General features: G+C 57.6%; 21 protein-coding genes, 1 tRNA gene and 1 pseudogene. 17 read left to right on the top strand and 6 right to left on the bottom strand.

Features of this window, described 5'->3' with window-relative positions; genetic code table 11:
- Nucleotides 1-5: 5 nt before the first annotated feature.
- A complete protein-coding gene (locus tag BBKW_RS05115) occupies nucleotides 6-1,049 on the bottom strand; it encodes a cation diffusion facilitator family transporter (protein WP_033501832.1) in 1,044 nt (347 codons plus the stop codon).
- Between the two features lie 283 nt (nucleotides 1,050-1,332).
- Between BBKW_RS05115 and BBKW_RS05120 the strand changes: the two genes are divergently transcribed.
- From BBKW_RS05120 to BBKW_RS11325, 3 genes and pseudogenes are all read left to right on the top strand, one after another.
- Complete coding sequence (locus BBKW_RS05120; protein ID WP_128832343.1) at nucleotides 1,333-2,109, top strand: MazG nucleotide pyrophosphohydrolase domain-containing protein; 777 nt, start codon at nucleotides 1,333-1,335, stop codon at nucleotides 2,107-2,109.
- Between the two features lie 68 nt (nucleotides 2,110-2,177).
- A pseudogene (locus BBKW_RS11320) lies at nucleotides 2,178-2,373 on the top strand (C1 family peptidase); the annotation flags it as partial.
- A gap of 27 nt (nucleotides 2,374-2,400) precedes the next feature.
- On the top strand, nucleotides 2,401-2,703 hold the full coding sequence (locus BBKW_RS11325) for a C1 family peptidase (protein ID WP_462675084.1): 303 nt from the start codon (nucleotides 2,401-2,403) through the stop codon (nucleotides 2,701-2,703).
- A 240-nt stretch (nucleotides 2,704-2,943) separates the two neighbouring features.
- On the opposite strand, the gene BBKW_RS05135 is transcribed toward BBKW_RS11325, so the two are convergent.
- Both BBKW_RS05135 and BBKW_RS05140 read right to left on the bottom strand, forming a co-directional pair.
- Entirely contained in the window at nucleotides 2,944-4,545 is a 1,602-nt protein-coding gene (locus BBKW_RS05135; RefSeq protein ID WP_033501835.1) for an ABC-F family ATP-binding cassette domain-containing protein, read from the bottom strand.
- A gap of 82 nt (nucleotides 4,546-4,627) precedes the next feature.
- Entirely contained in the window at nucleotides 4,628-5,344 is a 717-nt protein-coding gene (locus tag BBKW_RS05140) for an AAA family ATPase (protein ID WP_003834849.1), read from the bottom strand.
- A gap of 233 nt (nucleotides 5,345-5,577) precedes the next feature.
- On the opposite strand from BBKW_RS05140, the gene BBKW_RS05145 reads away from it, so the two are divergent.
- Both BBKW_RS05145 and BBKW_RS05150 read left to right on the top strand, forming a co-directional pair.
- Nucleotides 5,578-6,183, top strand: a complete 606-nt coding sequence (locus BBKW_RS05145) for an isochorismatase family protein (protein ID WP_003834847.1) — start codon at nucleotides 5,578-5,580, stop codon at nucleotides 6,181-6,183.
- Nucleotides 6,184-6,566: 383 nt separating this feature from the next.
- A complete protein-coding gene (locus tag BBKW_RS05150) occupies nucleotides 6,567-8,117 on the top strand; it encodes an ATP-binding cassette domain-containing protein (RefSeq protein WP_081962302.1) in 1,551 nt (516 codons plus the stop codon).
- A gap of 149 nt (nucleotides 8,118-8,266) precedes the next feature.
- On the opposite strand, the gene BBKW_RS05155 is transcribed toward BBKW_RS05150, so the two are convergent.
- Complete coding sequence (locus BBKW_RS05155; protein WP_033501837.1) at nucleotides 8,267-8,755, bottom strand: hypothetical protein; 489 nt, start codon at nucleotides 8,753-8,755, stop codon at nucleotides 8,267-8,269.
- A 259-nt stretch (nucleotides 8,756-9,014) separates the two neighbouring features.
- On the opposite strand from BBKW_RS05155, the gene BBKW_RS05160 reads away from it, so the two are divergent.
- Nucleotides 9,015-9,269: a hypothetical protein gene (locus BBKW_RS05160; protein ID WP_033501839.1), complete on the top strand. Its 255-nt coding sequence runs from the start codon at nucleotides 9,015-9,017 to the stop codon at nucleotides 9,267-9,269.
- Between the two features lie 69 nt (nucleotides 9,270-9,338).
- Here the strand turns inward: BBKW_RS05160 and BBKW_RS11110 are convergent, their stop codons facing one another.
- Nucleotides 9,339-9,473 carry a hypothetical protein gene (locus BBKW_RS11110; protein WP_269446972.1) on the bottom strand — a complete coding sequence of 45 codons (135 nt, stop codon included), beginning with the start codon at nucleotides 9,471-9,473 and terminating at the stop codon, nucleotides 9,339-9,341.
- Nucleotides 9,474-9,654: 181 nt separating this feature from the next.
- Here BBKW_RS11110 and BBKW_RS05165 point away from each other — a divergent pair, with 181 nt between their 5' ends.
- Together BBKW_RS05165 and BBKW_RS05170 are read left to right on the top strand one after the other, a co-directional pair.
- Nucleotides 9,655-10,665 carry a VanZ family protein gene (locus BBKW_RS05165; protein WP_033501840.1) on the top strand — a complete coding sequence of 337 codons (1,011 nt, stop codon included), beginning with the start codon at nucleotides 9,655-9,657 and terminating at the stop codon, nucleotides 10,663-10,665.
- Between the two features lie 115 nt (nucleotides 10,666-10,780).
- A tRNA-Gly gene (locus tag BBKW_RS05170) sits at nucleotides 10,781-10,856 on the top strand.
- A gap of 97 nt (nucleotides 10,857-10,953) precedes the next feature.
- Here the strand turns inward: BBKW_RS05170 and BBKW_RS05175 are convergent.
- Nucleotides 10,954-11,322 carry a cupin domain-containing protein gene (locus BBKW_RS05175; protein ID WP_003834833.1) on the bottom strand — a complete coding sequence of 123 codons (369 nt, stop codon included), beginning with the start codon at nucleotides 11,320-11,322 and terminating at the stop codon, nucleotides 10,954-10,956.
- A gap of 205 nt (nucleotides 11,323-11,527) precedes the next feature.
- Between BBKW_RS05175 and BBKW_RS11115 the strand changes: the two genes are divergently transcribed.
- The 9 genes from BBKW_RS11115 (at nucleotide 11,528) to uvrC (ending at nucleotide 24,764) form a co-directional block, all read left to right on the top strand.
- Nucleotides 11,528-11,653, top strand: coding sequence for a hypothetical protein (locus BBKW_RS11115; RefSeq protein ID WP_256134382.1), 126 nt, complete (start codon nucleotides 11,528-11,530; stop codon nucleotides 11,651-11,653).
- A gap of 166 nt (nucleotides 11,654-11,819) precedes the next feature.
- Nucleotides 11,820-12,215, top strand: a complete 396-nt coding sequence (locus BBKW_RS05180; RefSeq protein ID WP_003834828.1) for a GtrA family protein — start codon at nucleotides 11,820-11,822, stop codon at nucleotides 12,213-12,215.
- 128 nt (nucleotides 12,216-12,343) lie between these two features.
- On the top strand, nucleotides 12,344-13,840 hold the full coding sequence (locus tag BBKW_RS05185) for a DUF3375 domain-containing protein (protein ID WP_033501841.1): 1,497 nt from the start codon (nucleotides 12,344-12,346) through the stop codon (nucleotides 13,838-13,840).
- On the top strand, nucleotides 13,837-14,682 hold the full coding sequence (locus tag BBKW_RS05190; RefSeq protein ID WP_033501842.1) for a DUF4194 domain-containing protein: 846 nt from the start codon (nucleotides 13,837-13,839) through the stop codon (nucleotides 14,680-14,682). Before BBKW_RS05185 ends, BBKW_RS05190 begins: the two co-directional genes overlap by 4 nt.
- The gene (locus tag BBKW_RS05195; protein ID WP_033501843.1) at nucleotides 14,682-18,140 is read left to right on the top strand and encodes an ATP-binding protein; all 3,459 of its coding nucleotides are present in this window, start codon (nucleotides 14,682-14,684) and stop codon (nucleotides 18,138-18,140) included. Before BBKW_RS05190 ends, BBKW_RS05195 begins: the two co-directional genes overlap by 1 nt.
- Nucleotide 18,141: 1 nt before the next feature.
- Entirely contained in the window at nucleotides 18,142-18,768 is a 627-nt protein-coding gene (locus tag BBKW_RS10930) for a DUF3322 domain-containing protein (RefSeq protein WP_231858446.1), read from the top strand.
- A gap of 30 nt (nucleotides 18,769-18,798) precedes the next feature.
- Nucleotides 18,799-19,377, top strand: a complete 579-nt coding sequence (locus BBKW_RS10935; RefSeq protein WP_231858447.1) for a DUF2220 domain-containing protein — start codon at nucleotides 18,799-18,801, stop codon at nucleotides 19,375-19,377.
- Between the two features lie 75 nt (nucleotides 19,378-19,452).
- Nucleotides 19,453-22,440 (top strand): excinuclease ABC subunit UvrA, encoded by a 2,988-nt coding sequence (uvrA, locus tag BBKW_RS05205; RefSeq protein WP_033501844.1) that lies wholly within the window; start codon nucleotides 19,453-19,455, stop codon nucleotides 22,438-22,440.
- Complete coding sequence (gene uvrC / locus BBKW_RS05210) at nucleotides 22,437-24,764, top strand: excinuclease ABC subunit UvrC (RefSeq protein WP_033501845.1); 2,328 nt, start codon at nucleotides 22,437-22,439, stop codon at nucleotides 24,762-24,764. Before uvrA ends, uvrC begins: the two co-directional genes overlap by 4 nt.
- Nucleotides 24,765-24,818 lie beyond the last annotated feature (54 nt).

Consider the following 24,818-nt stretch of genomic DNA (forward strand, 5'->3'; position numbering starts at 1 on the left):
TGTGACTACGACACTATTTTGTGGTCGGTGCGGTAAAGGTCAGGTTCTACGTAGATTTCGAAGCGGAACCATGGCAGTGCGACGCGCACGCTTCGTTCGATCTTGTTCACGGTTTCGACATCGTAATCGCGGTCGAGTTTGCTGGTCTGCACTTTGACGCACAGCAGAATGTCATCCTCAGACATGTGCACGGTCTGCATGTTCAGCAGTCGTTCCACGCCTGGCGTCGAAATAACGGCCTGCTCAATCTTCTTTCGGGTATCAGCGTCAACTGCCTCACCGATCAGTAGTGAACCCGACTTGAACATCAGCAGCAACGATCCCGAGATCAGCACAAGACCAACCATCAGGCCGCCAAGTGCGTCGAATATCTCATTGTCGAACAGAATCGCCAGACCGATGCCAGCTCCTGCAAATGCCAGACCAATCAAGGCAAGCGTGTCTTCCATGATGACGGACGCAAGCTCCGCCGACTTGGTGCGCTTCCAGAAACGGAACACACCCATGTGGGGTACGCCCGTACGTTCCATGCGCTCATTCGCTTCCTTGATGCTTTGATGCAGCCCGTAACCTTCCAGACAGGCGCTGATGACCACCACAATGAACGCCACCAGCAGTTCCATCTGGTTGGCATCACGCAACGCGGGATTTTCGACAATGGAGAACAGCTTCTTTACCGCTTCCGAAGTGGAGAAGAAACCTCCGACGAAGAACAGCAGCGTCGCCACCACGAACGAGGCGAGATACTTGGCCCGATACAACCCGAACGGATGATCGCCGTCCGTCTTATGTTTGGAGAAGCGGCCGCCTACCATGAGCACGATCTCATTGGAACAGTCGGCGATGGAGTGCACCGATTCGGAAAGCATTGCGGACGATCCGGTGAAGAACGCTGCCGCGAGCTTGGCGATGGCCACACCGATATTGGCTCCGAGCGCCGCTTTGACGGCCGCACCCTGGTGTTCCGTTTCCTGTTGGCGAATATTGTTTGCCGTATTCGCGTTACTGTCGTTCGTACTACTGTCGTTGGAATCTTGCGATTCGTTCATTGCCTTTCCGTTTCTTTCTGGAGTTAATACAGACACGTTTAATCATATATAAGGGTGTGGTATTCCCGTCGTATTCCGGAGGTGAAATGCCAAAAATGCGTGTAAGACATGGGTGGCTCCCCAATACCGGTAGATTTGTAAAAATCTGCTTTTCTGCAACGAGGAGGGATGATTGGGCGGTTATGGTTCGGATGCGGTTGGTTTGTTTATCTCGAGAGACGAGACGCTTACGGATGCCAAGGCCGCAGCTGCATGGTCGGCACATGCGAGAAGAATCGGCAGTATGACTGAAGCTGCGCATGACGATTATCAGTTGCCCGAAGAATTCGAGCACTGTTCGAAACTTGACCCTGTACGAGATGCTCCTAGCGCGTTGGACCGCGTCAAGCAAGTCGTACGCATTCTGCACGAACCAGGCGGATGCCCTTGGGACGGCGAGCAGACCAATACAAGCCTGCTTAAACCACTGTTGGAAGAAACCTACGAATACATCGACGCTGTGGAAACGAACGATCGCGACAACATGCGTGAAGAACTCGGCGACATGCTGCTGCAATCCGTTTTCCAAGCGCAAGTGTGCGCCGTTGATACGCAGGATCCGTTCAACATCGACGAAGTGTGCAACCGTCTCGTAGATAAGCTCATCACCCGCCATCCGCACGTCTTCCAGACAAATGAGGCCACTGACGAGTCCGCGCCCGCACCGGAAAACGCGCAAGATACGCTGAAACTGTGGGAAGCGATGAAGCAGAAAGAGAAGCATCGCAAGTCCGTGCTCGAAGGCATCTCCCATGCGCAAGGCGCATTGCCGCGTGCTACAAAAATCGTATCGAGAGTACACAAATCGCAGTATCGTGACCAGCTCGAAACCGCATTCAATTCAAGTGCAGAACAGACAGACAAACAGCATGATGTCAGTCATCCTTATGCAGACGAAATCATCACCATCATCCGCAAAGCGCAACGTGACGGCGTAGACGTGGAATCCGACCTGCGTTGCCGCCTGCGCGACATAGAATCCGAAATCGAACACATCGAAAAGACCATGAACCATGAGTGACGTTAAAGCACTCGACCCAGCACTGCTCAAAACAGCATTCCGCGGACTTCAACGCCGACCGTGCCAATGATGATGGTGGTTGGTGGCAGATGTTTGCCAATTTGGTGAACAAGTATGGTTTGGTGCCGAAGAGTGCTTATCCGGAGTCGGCTAATTCGAGGAATTCGGGATGCGTTCAAGCAGTATTTGAATACGAAGCTACGTGAATTCGCGTCCGATTTGCGCGACCGTCATACGGCTGGAACGTCGTTGGATGAGTTGCGTGGCGATGGCTTTTTTGATTGCGATACTGTGCGCGTTGACCAGCTTTTCGGTACGGAATTCACGTTCGACAAGGCCAAGGGGTTGGAGCATGGCGATTGCCCAAACAATCATGCCATGACGTTGACTGGCGTGAATTTGGATGAGGATGGTCGCCCGAATCGTTGGAAGGTGGTGAAGGCTTGTGCACAGGTCGCAGATCATGCCGATCACATAGAACAACGGCCAGTCGACCAACACGTAGTTCCATGCCGTACCGACGTCACCGGTGCGTACGCCGTAATTGAGTGCCGCCATCACATAAATCATGATTGCGGACATGATGAAAACTAAAGAGAATGCCTTCCTTGCCGTTACGTGACATGGAATTTTCTTTTGCTTGCATTCGATGTGTTAACGCATCGGCCCCTCTGGCCTGTTTCGCGCGTTGCCTTCGCAAGAGGAGTGCGGAGGAGGACTAGAGGGTGCATATCGAAATCCAAAATACTTGTGAAGCACATGCGAAAAGAAAGAGCCGGACATTTCTCACGTCCGGCATAAGTACAATCCCCCAATAAACTGGAATTACTCGGCTTACTCTTCGGCCACCAGCTCCAGATAGGAATCATTCCACAGGTCTTCGTCGCCGTCAGGCATAAGCAGTACACGCTCAGGATTCAGAGCCTGTACTGCGCCCTCGTCGTGGGTGACCAGCACGATCGCTCCCTCGTATTTGGCTATGGCCTTCAGAATCTCGTCGCGGGACGCGGGGTCAAGGTTGTTGGTCGGTTCGTCGAGCAGCAGCACGTTCGCACGGCTCGTCACCAATGTCGCCAACGCCAGTCGCGTCTTCTCACCGCCGGAAAGCACACGGGCCGGCTTCAACGCGTCGTCACCTGAAAACAGGAACGAACCAAGAATCGAACGCGCCTGCGTGTCGTCCAGTTCCGGAGCGACATGAATCAGGTTCTGCAATACGGTGGCGTCCAGATCCAACGTGTCGTGTTCCTGTGCGAAATAGCCGATTTTGCAACCATGACCGTAATCTACGGAACCGGTGTCCGGCTCCTCCAAATGCGCAAGCAGCCGCAGAGTAGTGGTCTTACCGGCACCGTTGTATCCCAGAATCACCACACGCGAACCTTTGTCAATAGCCAAGTTCACGCCGGCGAACACAATGTTCGAACCGTAGGCTTTCGAAACATCCTTTGCCATGATTGGCGTACGACCGCACGGAGCTGGTTCCGGGAAACGAATATCCGCCACTTTCTCCTGCTTTTGCGCCTCGGACGTGTTCTCGAGGAGTTTCTCCGCGCGGCGCATCATGTTCTGTGCGGCCACGGCCTTGGTGGCCTTCGCGTGCAGGCGAATACCTTGCTGCATGAGGCGTTCCGCCTTCTTTTCGGCGACCTCGCGTTCGCGGCGGCGACGTTCCTCGTCAACCACGCGCTGGTGCAGGTAGGCCTTCCAGCCGAGGGAATACATGTCAATCTGGCCAAGCTGCGCATCCAGATGCCACACCTTGTTCACCACTTCGTCCAACAGTTCGGTGGAGTGGGAGATGACCAGGAATCCACCCTCGTATTTCTTCAGGTATCCGCGCAACCATTCGATGGAGTCGGCGTCCAAATGGTTGGTCGGTTCGTCGAGGATCAGTGTGTCCGCATCGGAGAACAGGATGCGGGCCAATTCGATACGACGACGCTGGCCGCCGGAAAGCGTGCCCAATTGCTGGCCCATGACCTCCTGCGGCAGACCGAGACTTGCCGACATGGCGGTCGCTTCGGACTGAGCCGCATAGCCGCCGGCCTTTTCAAAATCCTGCATGGCCTTGTCGTAACGGTTCATCGCGCGGGTCATGACGTCCGGATCCGGATCGGTCATCTCCTTTTCAGCCTTGCGGATACGCATGATGATCGATGCGATGTCTCGCGCGCTCATCATGCGGTCGAGCGCGGTCTGTTCCGGATCGGCGGCATGCGTGTCCTGCGGCAGATAGCCGAGCTTGCCCGATACACGCACTTTGCCGGCGGTGGGCAGCATGTCGCCGGTGATCACGCGGGTAAGCGTGGTCTTACCGGCACCGTTACGGCCGACCAGGCCGATCTTGTCTCCCTTAGCGACATGGAAATTCGTGGGATGCAGCAACGTGCGCGCGCCGATCTGAATCTCAAGTCCCTGCGCCTCAATCGCCATGCCGTGATACCTCTAGTCTTTCGTGTTCCTTCAAACGCCAATCGAACATCATAGCGAACACCCACAACCGTTTCACCTCATCTCACGTTTCATTTCCAAGCAGATGCCGGAGCAGTGATTCGCGGTGGTTGATGAAGACCCTGGTGATTTGATAGCTGTCCGTATCCTCATAATCGCAGGGATGGACGCCGTTTTCGTCGAATGACAGGATTTCCGCATCCGGCAGACCGAGCAGAATCGGCGAATGGGTTGCGATGATGAATTGTGATCCGTCGTTTGCCATTCGGTACATGTGCTCCAGCAGAGTCAATTGCCGCTGTGTCGAGAGCGCGGATTCGGGTTCGTCCATAAGATAGAGACCCTTTCCCGTGTGGGACAGGAGAATCTCCAGAAAACCTTCGCCATGCGACATCTCGTGCAAACGGGACATGTCGCCATATCCGCGACTGTATTCACGAGCCTGTGTCGCCAGCGTGAAAAAACTTTCCGCACGCAGGAAGAAGCTCGATGGGCCGATCGCATACTGCCGGTATATCGTCATCGCCTTGGCGAGATCCGACGTGTCATCGTATGTGCTGAAACGGTAGTTGCGCGTGCCGCCTTCCGCGTTGAAGCCGCAGGCGACGGCGACGCCTTCCAGCAAGGTTGATTTGCCGCTACCGTTCTCGCCTACCAGAAAGGTGACATTCTTGTGGAATCTAAGTTCGTCAATCGAACGCAATGAGGGAATTCGACTGACGTACGAATCGGTCAGCATATTCCAGTCGATGCGCAGTCCCGACACGATCAGATCATCCATACTTCACTTCCATATCCGGCCAGAGCCAACCCACAGACCAGTGGCATGGCTCGATGTACGCAACGGCTCCACCAGTCTCACATTGTCCTGCGTGCCATATGCCACTTCAGATTATAGGACGGGCGGTGGGAAGGATGCATATATGCTACGCCGACGCATCGGATGAAACGAATTATCCACTCTCGTGATTGATTCGCTACAGTGGTGTCAGAACCATTCAGGAGGGAAGAAGCATGGCAAGGGCTTTGATTGTGGTGGATGTACAGCCGACGTTCTGTGAAGGAGGCGAACTTGGCGTGCAGGGAGGCAATGCGGTCGCCGAACGTATCGCGGATTATGTGAACGAGCACCGGAGCGAATACGCATATATCGCAACCACGCAGGATTGGCATATCGAGCCGGGGACCCACTGGTCCGAGCATCCTGATTTCGTGGACACCTGGCCGGTGCATGGCAAGGCCGGAACCGCCAATGCCGAGCTGCATCCCGCCATCGCCGCATTGAACATCGAGCATCATTTCGAAAAGGGTCAGTATTCGCCCTCATATTCCGGCTTCGAAGGCTTTGAGGACAACACCGACCGCATTCCCACCCGCGAAGAAGTCTCCACCGCCATGGCCGCGGGCAGGACACTCGCCAACGGGTTGAAGACCGCAGGCATCACACGGGTCGATGTGGTCGGACTGGCCGAATCGCACTGCGTCAAGGAGACCGCTCTCGACGCAAAAAAGCTGGGATTCGAAGTGCACGTCATCGAGAACCTGACCGAACCGGTCAGTGAGGAACTCGGTATCGCAGCCCGTCGGCAGATGAGCGAAGCCGGCATCATCCTTGACTGATCTCGACTGATCGGCCCCAATCAGCAGATATCAATCCGAATGGCGCCGACGGCCATGGCATTGTTCATAATGCTTGGGGTCGAATGATCATATGCTATGATGGAATATGTTGAGTGTATTTAAATCCTCCCATATGCCAAGAGGGTTTTCGGGAAAGAGAAACGGACATTGCGTATCTAACGGGCGGCGGATACCGTCGGCAGAACCGTGCGCGTTGAAGCGCACTGCCGCGTAGCTTGCTCGTATGCACATTTCACGGTTCCGTATCCGTTCGTTTTTTTCACAATCAAGACCTCGCAGTGCGCCTGTATGAGAAAGAAGCCCCATACATGGCCCGGACAACAATGCTCACGCTTACTGGCATCTCTTACACATACCCATCCATGTCTGAACCACTGTTCGAACACGTGTCCGCATCTTTCCAACAAGGATGGACCGCCGTGCTCGGCGACAACGGACTCGGCAAAACGACTCTACTGAACATCGCCATCGGAATGTTGCCCGCCGATACCGGCAGCATCAACCCGGACCCGCATGGACTCACTATCGCTACCTGCCCGCAAGACAACATGGTGAGGCCTAAGAACCTCGACGACTTCGCCACGGATTGGTCGCCCGGAACCATGCGTGTACGCAACGCGTTACACATCGGCGATGACTGGCCCTACCGTTATGAAACGCTTTCCGGAGGCGAAACGAAACGATTGCAGGTCGCTTGCGCAATCACAGCGCGTCCCGATGTGCTCGTGCTTGACGAACCCACCAACCACGTTGATGGTGAAACACGGAAAGCCATAGTCGAAGTCATGCGCCAATACCAGGGCATAGGCATCGTAATATCCCACGATGTCGCACTGGTTGACGCTACATGCGCACGATGCGTCATATTCGAACGACGGCACATCAGTGGGCGTAACATCACCGCCATCAGCACATATGATGGCGGATATACGCAAGCGCATGAGCTGATGACGTCCAGACTGCGTGGAGACGAGGAGTCAATCCGTGCGGCACGGCAGGAAGTCACACGACTGCGGTCCGCACAAGCACAGCGACATCAAGCCATGCAAAGCGCATATGCTCGCAAACGCAACGGGTGGAAAATCGACCGCAAAGATCACAGCGCCCTCGATCACCACAAATGGATCGAAAAACAGACCGATACCGCTTCGGGCGCCGCATACCGACAAATGAACAAGCGTCTTGAACGAGCACAGCGCACACTAGATTCACTAACCGTAGCGGCCAAACGCTACGACGGCGACATCTGGATCGACATACGGCCAAGCAACAGAAAGGAGCTCCTGCATCTCACGGAAGGTATTATCATATTCGGCAGCGGCAGGATGACCAGCTCGAACGATGCCGCGAGAACGCCAACACAATCCATACTGCATGCCGACGGACATCAATGGAAAGTCGCGCATAATCCAGGGATGAGTGGTGAAAAACCACGGATGCCAGGTGTCGCCATACCAAAACTCAGCATCGGACAGCAAGACCATATCGGACTGACCGGTGCCAACGGACTCGGCAAAACAACCGTGATGAACGCATTGCTGGACAGCATGCCGGAAGACTTGCCGCATCTGATCGTCCAGCAGCAAACGGGAGAAGCCGCGCTTTCTCAAACCATGAGACGACTCGCCGCATTGCAGGGTAAGGAACGCTCGCAGGTGCTGGCCGCCTTCGCCCAGCTCAACGCCGATCCGGATAAGCTGCTTTCTAACGAAGCGCCGTCTCCGGGCGAACTGCGCAAGCTCATGTTGTGCTTGGGCATTCTTGACCGGCCTCAGTTGATTGTCATGGACGAGCCGACGAACTATCTTGACTTAGAGTCCAAGGTGGCTCTGGCAAGATGTCTTGCCGACTATCCGGGAGCATTGGTGGTGGCCAGTCATGATGAGTGGTTCCTTGACCAAGTAGTCAGATAAGCCAAGCGATGCCTATGCCATCGAAAGCTGGTTTGCGTTCCGCGTGATCAGGACGCGTAGGCCCGCTTTTTATCAATGCTGTACTAAAGCCAATCGTCATCATATGGTTTCGACATTATGGCATGGTGCACGGTATTCCGTTGAACTTTTTAATATCCCTCGTCGATGAAGATCCATCCGTGTTCCGCCCGCGCGGAACCGGGATTCCACGCGTACCAGCTTCCCCAGCCATCTTGGGACGAGTTCTGCGAGCCGGCATGGCAAGAGATGTAATTGGAGAGGTAAATCACATTGTCCATCCCGTATTCGTCAATGGCCGTGGAAATCGAAGAACTGCCACCGGAAGCCGTGACGTCGTGTTCGGCTGCAAGCAGCGCGGCCGAACGCTTTGCGTCATATCGGACGGCATCCACGCGGCAACCGTTCCAGGATTTCAGCCTGGCAAGGTCCGCCTTCACCGCGCCGTCGATCTGGGATTCGTCGAACTTGCCCGTCGCGTTGATGCTGATCCAAGCATGACTGACATCGGCAGGCCGGAGTGGCAGGTAGACGAACCGATACGCGCCGACAGCGCATGCCACGGCGGCGACGCATACCGATACGACGGTGATGGGTTTCTTGCTTTTCGTGGTTCGCATGATCCTCCCACATAACAGCTTTCCCTAAAGCATACAGCGGAAACGTGATAAGAGGAATGGATACCAAGACCAACAAGAACGCCCTTCAACGGATACTACGATGGAACGCGTCAAACAGGCGGAATGATTCCCCCGCTCCGCAAACGAGATCGGCAAACGACTCATGGTATTTGAATATGGACGGTGACGTTTTGACGCGTATAAAGCGTATAAAGCCGAATCCGACGAATCAGTACTGGAATGCTGCAAGGAGGGTCAGATGATATTGGCCGATGCCATCAATCTCGTTCTCGCCGAATATCCTGGAATGAAGGCGATTGGTGCCGCGGAGAGTGCCGATGCGTGGATCATCGGACTCGATTTCACGTCTTCAACAGATGACCATCCGGTGCCGGGCACACCGAGCGCAGCGGTCGAAAAAACATCAGGCGTTCTGCATGACCTTATTCCGGGGACGGAAGATCTCTGGCATTACATGACCGGTGCCAAAAAGGTGACTATTCCTCGGATTTAAAATCCGCCTTAGTCTTCCCATAAGAGCTCCCGCCTTTCACGCCTTCCGCGTGGAAGGCGGGAGCTTCCGTTATTCGCTGAGCAGTTTCGGCGTGAACGCCATGAACAGGATTCCCGCGATGACGGCGAAGACGATGTCCGAAATCGGTTCCGCGCGGATCAGACGCCAAGCAATCCAACGGAAAAAGCAAGAGGAAAAAGACACGAAGAAACACGCCGGGCCATCTCATACCAGAGGATGAGTCACCCCAACATTTACGCCAAGGAATGAATACGACGGACGATGCCACGGACACGACCAGCCGTACTACCGTTGAACCAACAACGGAAACGAAACCCACGCACACACCACGCGCATCCCACACGCCCAGCAAAGGAAACCGGCCATGTCATACGTCCTCTACTTCAGCAAGCCATTCGCGCTCGCCATCGCAATCTGGCCATTCCTCTCACTCCTACTCACCCTGCCCGTGCTCGCACTGCTCTACCACCGCGACAACCGGCTACGCTTCACCTCCGCACTGACCGCATATCTCGTGGTGCTCTACCTCATCGCGCTCGCATGCTTCACCATGTACCCAATGCCAGAAAACCCGGCCACCTACTGCGCCGCCCACCATTTCAGGCCACAACTCAACCCATTCGAATTCATCCACGACATCCGAACCGACGGCATCACAGGCGTCATGCAACTGGCCATGAACGTCGTGTTCTTCCTACCGCTCGGCTACTTCATGAAACGCGTCTTCCGCTGGAAATTCGCCACGGCGTTGCCGGCCATGTTCCTCACCTCGCTGCTCATCGAAACCACCCAGCTGACCGGCATCTGGGGCATCTATCCATGCGCCTACCGCCTATTCGACGTCGACGACCTCATCACCAACACCCTCGGCGGCATACTCGGCTACGCCATGGGAAGCATTGTCACCCACTTCCTGCCCCAACAGCGCATCGACGAAGACGCCATCACCACCGAGCCAGGCTTCGTGCGCCGCTGCGTGGCGCTCGCGATCGACCTGTTCCTTGTCGAAACGGCGTCGCTGTCCGTCACGGCGCTTATCTATCTGGTTGGCGTGCTGTTCGATGTGAACCGCGCGAACAACGTCAATGCGGCCGTCTCCGCCGTGGCCACCATCGTCATGTTCGTCCTGTTCGAAGGAATCATTCCGTGGAGGCGCGCCGGCCGCACGTTGGGCGGCGGTTTCACGCGCATGACGGTGGAGGCCAGGGAGCGTTCCGGCATGCGCAGGATCGTGTTCTATACGTTACGCGCGTTGGTGTTGTATTGCGCGGTCTACGGATTGTGGACGGACCGTGGCTTCTACGCGCTGCTGCTCGGCATCGCGCTTATCGTGTTCTGGCGCGTTAAAAAGCGCATGCCGTACGACTATGTCTGACCGTCGTGCGGAGCTGCCGCGAGTCCGGCGCCGCAAAAACGCGACACGCCGGACTTGCGCGATGGCGGACGCTCCTGTATATTTTCAACTCGTTGACCACCAAGGTGGAAAACATGCGGACATAGCTTAGTTGGTAAAGCGCAACCTTGCCAAGGTTGAGACCGCGGGTCCGAGTCCCGTTGTCCGCTCCACAAAATGAGAGCTCCCGGGAGGGAGCTTTTCTTGTATTTCCAGCAGTCGCCGGCACCGGCGAATCCAATAGAATCCGATGCCGGCGGTCTTGTTTTTTCAGTCGCCGATGTTGTCGCGTGCCGGCGTGACCATCGTCAGCATCATGACGGACGGCTCCTCGGCGTATATCGCGTGCGGGATACGGGTGGGAAAGTAGGCCAGGCCTCCCGGAACAAGCTCCACGGTCCTGCCGTTGCCCGTCACCTTAAGCCGTCCCTTCAGCGTCTGCACGAACACCGGCATCGCGGCCGTATGCTCGCTGAGCTCCTCGCCCGTGTCGAAGGAGAACAGCACCACGTTGCCTCCGGCCTTCTGCATGACGGTGCGGGACACGGTGGACCCCTCCTGAAAGGAAATCATGTCCCCGAGGTCCTCGATGTATCCCAGTTCGATCGGTTCGGCCTCATTGCGTTCGTCGCTCATCATCGTCCTCCTTTGGTTGGCGGCAGGGATGCCTTCATCGTATCGTCTTCACGCCGGAGACACGGCATGTACGCGTGGAGGAAAAACGTTTGACCACGATGTGAACACGCTCTTGCATCGAACGCGTTTATGGTCCAGACTTTTGCCTGTTCCATGAAAGTCGGCAATGTCGCCGGGGGCAAATGGGACGAACGGAGGTATTAAGGAAATGAACGAGAACATCGACATCGACACCACTTTCGTGCCGGACGATTCCGCCAGCCATTCCTGGACGGAGCGCGACAGCGAGCTTGTGGAGGAGTATGCGGCCCAGCTCATGGCGATGAGCATCTGAGCGGACACGATCCGAAAACGTGGGGGACGCCCCTTCCGGAAACTCCGGAAGGGGCGTCCTTCCGTTTTTTCATTACGCCGGGTCGAAACGCCTCCGGCGCGTCCGTAGCCACATGTGTGACTATGCTTTCCAGCCGTAGCGTTTGAGACGACCGGGAGGAGACCGCATGCCGACGGACGGAAAACCGAAAAACGGCATCGTCAGACAATTGTTCAGCTATGGCGGCGTTTCGGCCATGCAAACCTTCGTGGAATTCGGCGTGTTCGCCGTGCTTCAGCTGGCCGGCCTGCCGTTCCGTCTGGCGAATGCCGTGGCCGTCTTCTGCTCCGGCTCATTCAACTACGTCATGAACCGCAACGTCACATTCAAATCCTCGTCGAACTACGCGCGTTCGATAGCCATGTTCGTGGCCATGTACTGCTGGAACCTGCTGTTCTCCAACCTGATGATGGCCTGGATCCCCGGACTGCTCGGCTGGCCCACCATGGCGGTCAAGATCGTCACCATGGGCATGCAGGCGGTCTGGGGCTTCCTGTTGTGCCGCTACGTCATCTTCAAATGACGTTCGCGCCGGACGGTTTTCCCGCCGCGATCACGGGAAAACGGACATGCTATCTTACAATGGATGCGCATCGGGAAACTTGTGGCTAAGGGAAGGACGGGACGCCGTTGGCGGATGTAAGACGGGAAATGGAACGGCTCCGGCCCGTGTATGAGACCGGGGTGCTGCGATTGCTGCTGCGCGGCAATTCCATGCTGTACGTCGCGCTGCTGCGCTCCACGTTCGACCCGCTCACCGGCGAGCTGCCACGCGAGATCGTCGAGGAACGGTTCTCCCGCAGTCTGACCCGACTTGCGGAAACGGGCGATTACACGCCCAAGGAAGGGCAGACGTCCGCGGAAGCCGCGCACACGATCCTGCAGCAGCTGACGAAGGAAGGCGAAGGCGACTACGCTTGGCTCGCCAATTCGCTCGACGTCGCAGCCCACCGCTACCTGTACCGTCTCACGGCGCGCGCCCACCGTGCGATCGAGGCGCTCGACCGGCTCGAGGACACCACGAAAGCGCTGTCCGGCGCGCAGGCCAACAGCATCATCATGGAGATCGAGCATGCGCGCATGCAGCTGACCGCCGACCCCCGCGAACGCATCCGCCTGCTCGAACGCGACATCGAGGAGCGGCAAAAGCAGATCGACGAATTGAAGCACAGCGACACGTTGGACAAGCTCACCTCCCAACAGGTGGGCGACATCATCGGCGTCATCCACAACACGCTGCGCGGCGTGCCGATCGACCTGCGCGAACTGGCGCTCGAGGAACGCGACAACGGCGACAATCTGCGCCGAAGCATGCAGTCGGGCTCCATCAGCGTGGAGCAGGCGCTCGGCACCTACCATGACGAATACCACAGGTCGTTCCACGAATCCGACAGCGGCCGGCGTTTCGAGGACGCGTTCCAGGTGATCGTCACCGACGAGGGACGCCGCGAAATCGACGAGGCGGTGCGAGACATCGCCCAGAACCCGTATCTCGAGGGCGAGCCCGGCATCCTGCTCGCCCAGGTACGCGCCGAACTCAAACGCATTTACGAGGGCATCGAGGACGTGCGCCGGCAGATCCGCATATCCGACGAGGCGGTGAGCCGTCTGGTGCGCCAGCAGACCGACACGCATTACCGCACCATGCTCGACAAGCTCCACAGACTGTTCGTGCGGGCCAGCGACGACGCGAAGACGTACCCCGGCTCGGACGAACGCCCATACCGTACGGACACCGGCACGGCGCAATTCCAGGCATTGCCGTCCAGGCCCGCGAAATCGATGGCGCGCGCGGCCACGGCCGGATTGGACGACGCGCCTTCGACGAACGTCGACGCGCCGGACCTGAAGGCCATGGTCGAGATGTGCGGCCCGCGGCTGACGCACATGATCGGACTCATCAGGCGCGATCCGGTCAAAACGGCGGACGGCAGGTTCGTGGATTTCGCGGCGAGCTTCAACCGGCTGCCCCGGGAGGAACGGCGCGAAAGCGAGCTGATCGGCTTCCTAAGCGCCCTACGCACGCAGGACGGACCGGCAACCGTGGCATGGCATTGTGTATCCATCGACGGAGGCGAGCGCGTGTGGCGCACCAGGCCGATCTTCACCACCGAGGCGGCGCTTGACGAGATCATCGAGGAGGGATGAGCGTGACGGACAACACCGACGGATTCGACACTGGCATCGGCATCGAAGAGGAGACAGGCCCGGAATCCGGCATGCCGTCCGAAGGGCCGGCTATGACGAGGGACAGGCCGGCATTGTTCGACGGGGATACGGGAGACATGCCTCTTGAGGCGCGTATGGCCGCGATCGCGCTGAAACGCGAACGCTACATCGACGGTAGCCTGTACGACAGGGCGTGCCAGTACCGTGAGGCCGTGGAACGGTCGTTGAACAACGACATGCTCAGACTGGTCGACAACACGAAATACCGGATCATGTACGCGTCGCCGGTCACGGACGCGGAGACGAACATCCGCTCGTTGAAGACGCGTGTGAGCCTCACCCGCGAGGAGGCCGCCACGCTCGCGGCCCTGCGCATCAAGGTGCTGGAGTACGAGAACCAGAAGACGAAGCCGGGCGACTGGCTCATCAGCTTCGACGACATCCGCGCGCTGCTCGCCACGGGAGCGGGCTTCCTCACGGCCAGCAACGACGAGGAGGGCACGGCGAAGAAGATCACGTCCGTCATCTCGCGCATGCGCACCTACGGGTATCTCGCGGAAACGGGGGACGAGAACATGTACGTGCTCACGCCATTGGTGCCGATGGTGCTCGACCAGAAGCTCGCCGACCGGTGGCTCGGCTCCGATGATACGGATGGCGATGGTATGAAAGACGCGGATGGCGATGGTTATGACGATTCGTCCATCGGCGCGGATGGTGGCGATACTTCCGATTCGACCGGGACGGTTTCGTCCGGCGTCGAGCAGGACGCGTTCGATTTCGATTCGGCCGATGACGCTTTTGATGGAGGGGAACACTGATGGAAGACGGCATGAAAATCGTTTCCGACCGTTGGACGCTGCAAAGCCGGCAGATCGTCAACTGGGGCTCCTACGGCGGCTACCACGTGTTCCGCCCGTCCATGGACGATGCGATGCCGGTGACCCTGCTCGCCGGCGCGAGCGAATCGGGCAAATCCACGCTCGTCGACGCGCAGATCTCGCTGTTCTACCCATCCGGCACCCCCTACAATAAGGCGTCGAATTCGGGACGTTCGGAACGCAACGACTACACGTACCTGCGCGGCATGATCGGCATCAGCGACGGCGAAAACGGTGAGACCCCGATCTTCCTGCGCGGCAGGGACGCGGACGGCACCCCGCAGAACATCTGGGGCGCGATCGTCGACACATACACGAACCGCAGCGACGGCGGACTGTTGTCCTGCGCAAAATTCCTCTACCTGACCGCAGGCGACGGGCCGGACGGACTGCGCCGCCAATACGTCACCTGGAACCAGACCATCGACCCGCGCCTCATGGACCGGCACCGCGACACGTCATTCACGCGAGGACTGATGGAACAGACCTACCCAGGATGCACGACGCACGTCAACGCGCAGGCGTTCCACGCCTCCATCTGGCAGGACATGGGCCTAAGCGCCGAAGCATGCAGGCTCCTGCACAAGATCCAATCCGCCGACGCGCCCTCCAAACTCGACGACATCTTCAAACAGGGCGTGCTCGACGTGCCCGAATCCATCCGGCTCGCCCGCGAAACCGTCGACGACTACAACCGGTTCAGCGAGAACTTCCACAGCATGGAAGACAAAATGGAACGCGTCGCCATCCTGCAGGACATACAAGCCCGCTACGGCGAATACGCCAAACAAGCCAGCGAACGCCGAGAATACACGCCCATCGACCCCGACCGCGAGCAAGGCGAGACGACGCTCGCCGCATGGACATGGTCGCGCATGGCCAGCGAAGTACGCGCCGGACTGCCATCGGCGCAACGCAAAGCCAAGGAATCCCAGGACGCCATCGACCGGTCTCAGCAGCGCATCGACGAACTCGACACGCAAATCGAAGCCGTCAAAGAACGCATGAACGGCATCGACGGCGGCAGCCTGCAGCAACTCGGCAAGGACTTCGAACGCGCACGCCAGGACGCCGACGAGGCGCGCAGACAACGGCACGCCATCGCCGAACGGTTCGAACGCGTCGAAGGCAGACTCCCCGCCGACGAGCAGACATGGAACGCCAAACGCGCCGCGCTCGCCTTGTCGCTCGACACGTACGACAAGCGTTTGGAAGACGCGCGATCCGAATACCAGCGGATGGTGGTGGAACGTCACGCCCGGCAGGGCGAACGCGACCTGTTGAGGCAGGATTACCGGCGCAAGATCGAACACAGGACGCGCATCAGCGACGACATGGACCATGCGCGCACGCTCATCGCACGGGCGACGGGCTTGGACGAGACGGAACTGCCGTACGTGGCCGAACTGATGGACGTGGACGAGGGGGACGAGCAATGGCGTCTGGCGATGGACGTCACGTACGCGCCCATCGCGCAGACCATTCTCGTGGACAAGCGGCATGAGCAGGGGTTCGCCGCGAAGGTCAGCGCGATCGATCCGACTCGTATGACGCGGCGTGCCTGGCGTTTCGTCGATACCGACGCGCAATACGATTCGGCCTGCAACGAGGGGTGGATATCGTCGAAGCTGCGGTACAAGGAGGATTCGCCGTTCGTCGGATGGTTGAAGGAGCAGACCGCGTCGCAACGGTTCGACGCGCGTTGCGTGGAGGCGATCGACGACATGGACCGGGCCGAACGGCAGGTGCAGGTCGACGGGCAGATCAAATCCGGCGACCGTGGATTCTATGGCGTCAAAGGCCTGCGTCAGGTCATCGGCTTCGTGAACGAACGGTATCTGGCCGAATTGGAACGCCAGCTTGACGGGGCGGAACGGGCGTTGGAGGACGCCGACCGCCGCGGCAGGCAGATGGCCAACGCCATGACTCTGCTGCAGGACGAGCATGAGCTCGCATTGACCGTCGCGGATCTGCCATGGGGCAAGATCGACGTGGACGGGCTCGAGACGAAGGCGGAACGGATCCGTCTGCAGATCGAACGGATCGAAAGCGATCCGGAACTGGCACAATTGCAGGACGAGTTGAAACAGCTGCTACGGCAGAAGGACGACGAGGGCAAGACCAGGTACCGTGCCGAAGCGGAATTGGAAAACGCGCAGCATGCCGTCCAGGCCGAACAGGCATGGCTCGACATGCATGGCGACTCCGATTTCGACGATGCCGCATTGTCCGACATGGTGTCGAATCTGCTGGCCGACACGTATGAGACCTGTTTCGACACGTCGCGTCCGCAGGAACGGCCGCAGCGCATCGCCGGCGGTTTCGACCGTGAGGGGACGGCGCCGTTCGACGTGCGCGTGCTGCGCAGAATCGGCAACACCGTGCGTGCGAGACTCCAGCAGATCGACGAGCGTGCCGTCCAATTGCGCGCCGACACGGAACGCGCCATGGGCGACTATCTGAAGCACCATTCCACGGAGGGCGACACCGTCATGGCGAGCGTGGAGGACTATCCGTATTTCCTTGACGAGCTCAAGAACCTCAACATGCTCGTCACCCGCGCCGCGACCGACGAGGAGTATGCGAACAGCGTCGAAAAGCTGTATATGAGCTTCCAACAGCTCAACCGCGCGTTCAACACCGACGAGGAGAACGTCAGGGAGCAGCTCGACCGCATCAACGGCATGCTCAAAGGCCAACAGTTCGGCCCCCGCGGCGGCAGGCTCTCGCTCCACGTGGACTTCCACCCGATCGACCGGCAGTTCAAATCCTCGTTGGGCCGCATCATGTCGAAGCTCGACGATTGGACACGCAACGCGCGCAGCAATCCCATGGAGACGCGCAAGGCGTTCGCAGGCTGCGAAACGTTCATCGGCAGGCTCCAGGCGGAACTCGGCCAGATCCGCGACACGAACGGCATCAAGGAATACGGTGCGCGCAACCTCGATCCGCGCGTGCGCAGCTCGTTCTACGCGATCGTGCACCATAACGATCTGCCCGACGAGCGCATCAGCTCCACCGGCGGCAAGTCCGGCGGCGCGTTGCAGGAACTCACCTCGTTCGTCTACGGCGCGGCCCTGATCTACCTGCTCGGCGGCGACCTGACCGGCAAGCCCACCTACACCACGCTGTTCCTGGACGAAGCCCTCATCAAAGCCGACGGACGCTACACGAAACGCGCGCTGACCGTGCTGCCGCGCCTCGGCTTCCAGATCATCGTATCCGCGCCGGAAAGCAAAACCGCCGAAATCCTCAGCATCGCAGACAAGGCGTACGTGGCATACAAGGATCCCGCAACCGGCAACTCGTACCTGCAGGAGCTCGACCGCGAGCCGGCAACGCAAGCCGAAACACAAGACGCCACCGTCGAGCAGACGCAACCCGCGACGGAGGCATAATATGGCAGCGGCCAGAAACACCACAGGCGAAACGGACATCCGCCGGAAACTCGACGAATACGTCGACGCCCACCTCACCAGGCACATGTACGACACCGACGAATCCTGGCCGCTGCGCAAAACCATCCGACTGCCCAAACAAGCCGAACTAGAGCAGCACTACAACCAAATCCGCGCCCAAAACGAAACCATCCGCGACTGGGCGCGGCAACACCACTGCGAAACCAGCGAAAAAACCAAAATCGTCTCCAGCGGACTCATCCAACAAAAAAGCCCGCTCATCGACTCCGTGACCATACCCGACCTCGACACCGCCCTCCGCATCGCCACCAAACAAACCCGCGAACGCTACCTACGCGAACACGACCGCATGAGCGCGCTCGCCAAAGAATTCGGCCTCGAACCGGAGAACGCCATGAACGTCGCCAAAACCCTCAAAGACCATGACGACACCGACTTCCACCTCGTCATCCAAGCCGCTCACTACTTCGCAAACCACGACTGCCACACCATGACCCCACGCATGGCGCCCATCCCAGGATTCAGCGCCAAATGGCTCGGCGCACCCAACTCTCAACGCCGCAAAGCGATATGCCAGCTCACCGGACAAGACAACCTCACCTTCTAGGAACGCCCGAACGAACTCCGACTACGCCTCATGGACGCCGAACACCACGACCAACCCGACCTCATCGTCACCCAACCATGGGTCCGCAGCCAGCCAACCGACATCGAACACGCCATCATCATCGAAAACAAAGACACCTACCAGGCCATGCCCACCGTCGAACACGCCATCTGCATCCTCGGCAACGGATACGCCGCAACATCACACATCACAACACTCCTGCCATGGCTCACCACCATCCCCAACATCATCTACTGGGGCGACATGGACGCCAACGGACTCGACATCCTCTCCAAACTACGCGCCACCGGCATCCCATGCACATCCATACTGATGGACACCACCGCATACCGGACATACGAACAATACGGCACCCAATTCGACGCCAAAAACAAACCCCTCACCACACAAACCCCACAACCCACACCCGGACTCACCACCGAAGAACGCAAACTCTACGAAACACTCTGCACAGGAACAGACATCCAATACCTACGCATCGAACAGGAACGCATCCCCATACGCGACGCCACAACCATCCTGCACGACCAACACCACTGGCCAATCGACATACCCGGCAACGACATACCAAACAACAACACCAAATAGAACACCTGTTCGAAACCACAACAAAAATACGCTATCCTATACAACAGAACAGGCAACACCAAGCGGAAGAACACTATGACAACCAAACGCAACAATACGACACACAACGAAGTCGTGGTCGAACGCGTACTCACCAGCGACGCATTCCGCACACGCGAAATCAAAAAAGCCCCCATGAAAACAACAGGCGACTCACTCATAGCAGACCTCAAACACCTACCCAACGACCTCAAAATCGTCATCCAAGGCGCCCGCGAGCATAATCTGAAGAACGTGGATCTTGAGTTTCCACGCAATCGCATGGTGGTATTCACAGGGTTGTCGGGCTCCGGCAAATCCTCACTTGCGTTCGACACGCTGTTCGCCGAAGGCCAACGCAGGTATGTGGAATCGCTATCGGCGTACGCGAGGCAGTTCCTGGGGCAGATGGACAAGCCGGACGTCGATTTCATCGAAGGCTTGAGCCCGGCCGTGTCGATTGATCAGAAGACCACGAATCGCAATCCGCGTTCGACGGTCGGCACGATTACGGAGATTTACGATTACCTGCGACTGTTGTTCGCACGTACGGGTGTTCCGCATTGCCCGGAATGCGGCGCATTGGTAAGTGCGCAGACGCCACAGCAAATGGTGGATGCGTTGCTGCAGTATCCGGAACGTACACGATTCCAGATTCTTGCGCCGGTCGTTCGTGGGCGTAAAGGAGAGTTCGAGGACTTACTCGAACTATTACGCGGTGATGGCTATGCGCGAGCGTTGATTGATGGCGAAATGAAGCAGCTGTCTGACGACATCAAACTCACCAAGCAGAAGAAGCACACCATCGAAGTGGTGGTGGACCGACTGGTGGTCAAGGACGGTGTTCGTCAGCGTCTAACCGATTCCATTGAAACCGCGTTGAAGCTCGCTAAAGGTATCGTTGTAGCCGATTTTGTGGATTTGGATGAGAAGGATCCCGACCGCCGCAAACCATTTTCTGAGAAACGAGCATGTCCGAACGGTCATCAGCTTGAGCTTGACGAGATCGAGCCTCGTACATTCTCATTCAATGCGCCGTACGGCGCCTGCCCCGTATGCACCGGCATCGGATACAAGCTGGAGATTGATCCGGAACTGGTGATTCCCGATCCCAGCAAAACCCTGAATGAGAATGCCATCGAACCGTGGGGCATGACCAAAGGCACTGGCGAATATTACCGTCATGTGCTTGAGGGGCTCGGCGATGAGATGGGATTCGATCTTGACACTCCTTGGAAGGATCTTCCGGAGGAGGCTCGTCAGGCCATCATGTATGGGCGTGATTTCAAGGTTCAAGTCTCATATCGTAATCGTTGGGGTCGTATGCGCGAATACTCCACCGGTTTTGAAGGTGTAGTGCGCACACTGATGCGCAGGCATGACGAGACCGATTCCGACCAGATGAAACAGTACTACGAATCGTACATGCGCGAAGTGCCATGCCAGGCATGCCAAGGGCGTAGACTTCGCCCCGAGGTATTGGCGGTGACCGTTGGCGGCGAGTCCATCGCCGACGTGTGTGACATGTCCGCCGAGAAAAGCCTCGCATGGGTGAATGGCTTGCAGCTTGAAGGGTCTGCCGCCCAGATTGCAGGTGAAGTGCTGAAGGAGATTCGTGCCCGTCTTGGATTCCTCAACGACGTCGGACTCAACTACCTGACGTTGTCCCGTGCGGCCAAGACCTTGTCTGGCGGCGAGGCACAGCGTATCCGTTTAGCGACTCAGATCGGTTCCGGACTGGTGGGCGTGATGTATGTGCTTGACGAACCGTCCATTGGCCTGCATCAGCGAGACAACGAACGCCTGATCACCACGTTGCATCACCTACGCGATCTCGGCAATACGCTGATTGTTGTGGAGCATGATGAGGATACCATCAAGAACGCCGACTGGGTCATCGACATCGGACCGGGAGCTGGCGAGCATGGTGGCGAGGTCATCTATTCTGGCCCTGCAAAAAAGCTCATCGACGCTCCACGCTCGGTTACAGGAGACTATATCGCTGGTCGCAGAAAGATCGAAGCGCCACAGTCCCGACGCAAAGTACGCAAAACCAAACAACTGCGCGTGGTCGGAGCCCGTGAAAACAATCTGAAGGGTCTGACGGTTAATTTCCCACTGGGAGTCTTCACCTGCGTGACGGGTGTTTCCGGTTCCGGCAAATCCACTTTGATCAATCAGATTCTGTATCCAGTACTTGCCGACAACCTTAACGGCGCACGCATTGTTCCCGGCAAACATACCCGGGTGGAAGGTGTGGACCAATGTGACAAAGTGATCCACGTCGATCAGAACCCGATTGGGCGTACCCCTCGTTCCAATCCGGCCACCTATACCGGAGTATGGGACAAAATCCGCACGTTGTTTGCTAAGACTCCCGAAGCTCAGGTACGCGGATATGGTCCAGGACGTTTTTCGTTCAATGTCAAGGGCGGACGGTGCGAAGCCTGCCACGGCGACGGCACGCTGAAAATCGAAATGAACTTCCTGCCGGACGTGTACGTGGACTGCGAGGAATGCCATGGCAAACGTTACAACCGCGAAACGCTGGAAGTGAAATATAACGGCAAATCCGTTGCCGATGTGCTTGACATGCCAATCGAAGAGGCTGCCCAGTTCTTCAAAGCCTATCCTTCCATTTCTCGCTATCTCGACACACTCGTTCAGGTGGGACTTGGATATATCCGACTTGGACAGCCAGCTCCAACGCTTTCCGGCGGCGAATCGCAGCGAGTGAAACTTGCCACGGAATTGCAGCGAAGGTCCACAGGTAAAACCGTATATATTCTTGACGAACCGACCACAGGCTTACATTTTGAGGATGTGCGCAAACTACTGCTTGTTCTGCAGGGATTGGTAGACAAAGGCAATACCGTCATCGTTATCGAACACAACCTCGATGTAGTCAAATCGGCTGACTGGCTTATTGATCTTGGCCCAGAGGGCGGAGATGGAGGCGGCACCATCGTTACTGAAGGCACGCCGGAACAGGTGGCGCAGTGCGAACGATCCTGGACCGGCAAATTCCTTAGGGGCATGCTGTGAGCACACCCATTGAACGTCACAGTCCGGAAGTTTGGCGCAAAACCGCCGAGCAGATAAGCGTTGACGGCAGCGATACCGTAAGGAGTGCCCTTTCTGACGGAAATACTCCTTCCTGCGGAGGAGTGAACAAGAATGGCGCACCTCTGCTGGGGGATTCACGTGACCTGTTTCGTCCGAAAACATCTGATATTCCGGCACAGCCGGGCGTCTATAAGTGGCGAGACGGTGAAGGCAGAGTCATTTATGTGGGCAAGGCTAAAAACCTGCGTAACCGTTTGACCAACTACTTCCAGCCTTTGTATCAGCTGCATCCACGCACCCAGACCATGGTGCTTACGGCACGCAGCTTGGAATGGACGGTCGTAGGTACCGAACTTGAGTCATTGACGTTGGAATACACGTGGATCAAAGAGTTTGATCCACGATTCAACGTCGTGTTCCGAGACGACAAAACCTACCCGTATTTGGCGATCTCATCCGCAGAGCGCGTGCCACGGGTGTGGGTGACCAGAAGTCGCAAACGTCGAGATACCAGATATTTCGGCCCCTACGCCAAGGTGTGGGATTTGCGGCATAGTCTTGATCGGCTGCTGAAAACCTTCCCTGTGCGCACATGTTCGCAAAACATCTATCACAAGGCGGAAGTTACCCGGCGCCCATGCCTGTTGGCTTCGATCGGCAAATGTTCGGCACCTTGCGTCGGGCGCATCAGTGCAGCGGAACACCGGAAAATGTGCGAACAGCTCGTCGGCGTGCTGACCGGTCGCATCGGCAAATCGTATATCGCGCAGCTCACTCGCGAAATGAAAGAAGCAAGTGCTGAACTTGAGTTTGAAAAGGCAGCACGATTGCGTGATCAAATCCAAATGCTGTCCACGGTGGTCGAGCAGAATGCCGTAGTGTTCGATTCCGATGTCGATGCCGACTTTTTCGGCGTCGAATCGGATGAGCTGGAAGCATCCGTGCATGCATTTTACGTACGTGCCGGTTCCATTCGCGGGGAACGCAATTGGAGCGTGGAACGGGTTGAAGATGTGACAGACGAGGAGCTGATCGCCGACCTCATCGTACAAGTGTATTCGGAAACCGCGGGGGATACGTCCAATGTCTCCCAGTCAACCGTCGTCACCGAACAACGTAATGCCATCGGATCAACGCAAACCGTGACTGCGACCGATGCTTTGGCGCGTGCGCAGGCAACGCGAGAACGCAATGAACGTCAGGGGCAGACTGGTCGTGCGGATTTGCTCGCTCCCATCTCTCCGGTGCCGCGTGAGGTGATCGTTCCCATCGAGCCAGCCCGGCGTGAGGAGTTGGAATCGTGGCTCAGCGGACTGCGTGGCGGTGCTGTGAACATTCGCACGGCCAGCAGGGGAGGCAAAAAGCAACTCCTGGACCGTGCCAACGACAATGCCAGGCAGGCGATGCAGCGCAGCAAAATGAGCCGTATCAGTGATATGGGCGCCCGCACTACGGCCATGAATGATGTCGCCAAGGCGCTTGGGCTTGAACAGGCGCCGTTACGCATCGAATGCTATGACATTTCCAATACCGTTGGTGGTGCGTTCCAGGTCGCTTCCATGGTGGTGTTCGAGGATGCGATCGCCAAGAAGTCGGAATATCGTCGTTTCGCCATTCGCGGAGCGGACGGGCAAGGCGCGCTTGATGATTTGAGCGCATTGTATGAGACGCTGACGCGTCGATTCCGGCATGGCAATATCGCAGGCGATTCCGGCGAAAGCATGGACAACGAGCGGCGGGCATCTGAACAGGGCGAACAGGTCGAGAAGCCGTCGGTGCAGCAGAACGTCGACCGCCACCATTTCGCCTATAAGCCGAATCTCGTGGTGGTTGACGGCGGCAAACCGCAGGTCATGGCGGCAGCGAAAGCACTGGAGGATTGCGGCGTGGACGATGTGGCCGTCTGCGGATTGGCGAAACGCTTGGAAGAGGTATGGGTTCCGGACGACGATTATCCGATCATTCTCAAACGTCAGTCCGAAGGCATGTATTTGCTGCAACGTGTTCGTGACGAGTCGCATCGTTTCGCCATCACCTACCATCGCCAGACACGAAGGAAAGGTGCGTTGCGTTCCGCATTGGACGATATTCCCGGCGTTGGAGAGGCGTATCAGAAGCGTCTGCTGAACCATTTTGGTTCGGTTCGTGCCATGCGGGAGGCGAATGCCGAGGATTTCGAGCAGGTCAAAGGCGTCGGAAAAGCCAAAGCCGAAGCCATTTATCAGGCGTTGCACGCCCGCGACGGGCAGCGACCGACGGAAGATGCAGTTTCGCCGAATAGTCCGAAGGATGGAATGGATTAGGATTGAGTAGCGAAAAAAGACAATCGGATTGCTAGCATGATGACGGTGGGTATT

Origin of the sequence: Bifidobacterium catenulatum subsp. kashiwanohense JCM 15439 = DSM 21854, assembly GCF_001042615.1 — a bacterium.
Classification (GTDB): Bacteria; Actinomycetota; Actinomycetes; order Actinomycetales; family Bifidobacteriaceae; genus Bifidobacterium; species Bifidobacterium catenulatum.